Here is a 1,758-nt window from a genome sequence, read left to right as displayed (position 1 = left end):
TCTCGATTTGAACGTCGCATTCGCCATGCAAGCGATCCTGCTGTGCCGTGACGACGAATTTTTCCAGCAGGTTTTCGATCCCGATCTCCTTGATCGAATACCGCTGTCCGCGCATCGCCAGCATCCCCTCGGGATCAAGCTGCGTGGTCAAGAAACTGGCGAACCCGCCCTGATGCACGATCAGGTTTCCGTCGTTGGCGTTCTCCACCCAGATCACCTCGCGACCCTTGACCGAACTGGGCTTCAAGAAATCCAGGTAGACACTCAACGGAACCGCAATGTCCTGCCCGTCAAGCTTGCGATTGCGAATCTTCAAACTCGCGTACTGCAGCGGCGGCATCACTCCGCCGACCCGGCAACGCTTGATGAAGATCGCCGTGTAGTCATCGACGTTGGCCCGGACGTGCTGCAGACTCTCTTCGGCGATCTCCAAGGCCGTGTCGACCGGATGCCGACGTTCCACCGGCGGAAGGCTCAGCCGTGCCACCTGCTCGATTTCTTGTGCATTTGCTAGCAACGGTGCGGTTGCGAGCAATGAAATGATGATCAGCCGTAGTCTCGGCAGGAGTTGGAAGGGGTGCATCCGTTCGTTCCAGATTAAGAGAGAAGAGATTGCCGCCGTTAGCCCGGTTTTGCGGCAGTTAATGGTGTGTACATAAATCTCGTTGCGAAGGACTAGTGATATTTTGACTAGATGTTGAGATTGCCTGCGGGTAGACGGTTCCCTACGATAAAAACAGTTGCGTCTCTGATCTAATTCGGTGTGCTGATTCGTTTGGGGAAGACAGGATGTTCACGCAGAGCGAAAATCGTCCGACGATCCTCGGGTCGGTGTCGCCGGGGTTCGAGCCCGTTCGGGCGGAGTTTGAAACCAATTTTGTGTCGCGGGGTGAGTGTGGTGCCGCCTGCACGGTGTACCACCAGGGCCAGAAAGTCGTCGACCTCTGGGGTGGGCGACGATGCCACCATTCCGGGGCACGTTGGACCGAGCAAACGCTTTCGCTGGCGTTTTCGGTGACCAAGGGCATGGCGGCGGCCGTGATGGCGGTCGCCCACAGCCGGGGGCTGTTCGATCTGGACGCGCCCGTGGCAACGTATTGGCCGGAGTTTGGATGCGACGAAAAGCGGAAAATCACCGTGCGTCAATTGTTGGCCCATCAGGCCGGTCTGGTGGCCATCAACCAAAGACTGAACCCCCAGATTCTGGCCGACCATGACCAAATGGCGGCGATCACGGCCAGTCAAAAACCGTTGTGGCAGCCCGGGACCCGGCACGGCTATCACACGCTGACTTTGGGCTGGTACCAGAATGAGCTGATTCGTCGGGTCGATCCCGCCGGGCGGACACTGGGCGAATTCTTTCAAGACGAAATCGCCGCTCCGTTGGGGATCGAATTCTACATCGGACTTCCCGATTGGATCGACTCGGAACACATCAGCAGCACCCAGGGCTTTCGAAAGCTGGCCATCTTGGCCAATCTCAATCAGCTGCCGTGGAAAATGGTGTTGGCCGGGATTTGGCCCCAATCGGTCGTCTCCAAGTCCATCAAGTTTCTGAAATTCGATAACCCTGCGGCACTCGGGCGACCGGAGTATCGCGAGGTCGAGATTCCATCGGCCAACGGATTCGGTCAGGCGCGTGCCGTCGCCAAAGTCTACGACGTCTTGGCGCGGGGCGGTCGGCGGTTGGGAATCACGCCCGGGACGATGCAGGAATTGGTCGCCCCGCCGGTGCAACCCTCGCGCGGCTCGCGAGAC

The 1,758-nt window shown here is 58.6% G+C and carries 2 protein-coding genes; one reads left to right on the top strand and one right to left on the bottom strand.

The genetic code is table 11. From position 1 onward, the window contains the following. Positions 1-583: DUF1571 domain-containing protein (locus ABX749_RS31765; RefSeq protein WP_372899569.1), on the bottom strand; the 583-nt coding region annotated here is incomplete at its 3' end. 206 nt (positions 584-789) lie between these two features. Here ABX749_RS31765 and ABX749_RS31760 point away from each other — a divergent pair. Then, the coding region (locus ABX749_RS31760; RefSeq protein ID WP_372899568.1) for a serine hydrolase domain-containing protein at positions 790-1,758 on the top strand (969 nt) is incomplete at its 3' end.

Origin of the sequence: Stieleria sp., from assembly GCF_041595215.1 — a bacterium.
GTDB lineage: Bacteria > Planctomycetota > Planctomycetia > Pirellulales > Pirellulaceae > Stieleria > Stieleria magnilauensis.
This window is presented reverse-complemented; position numbering and strand designations above follow the sequence as displayed.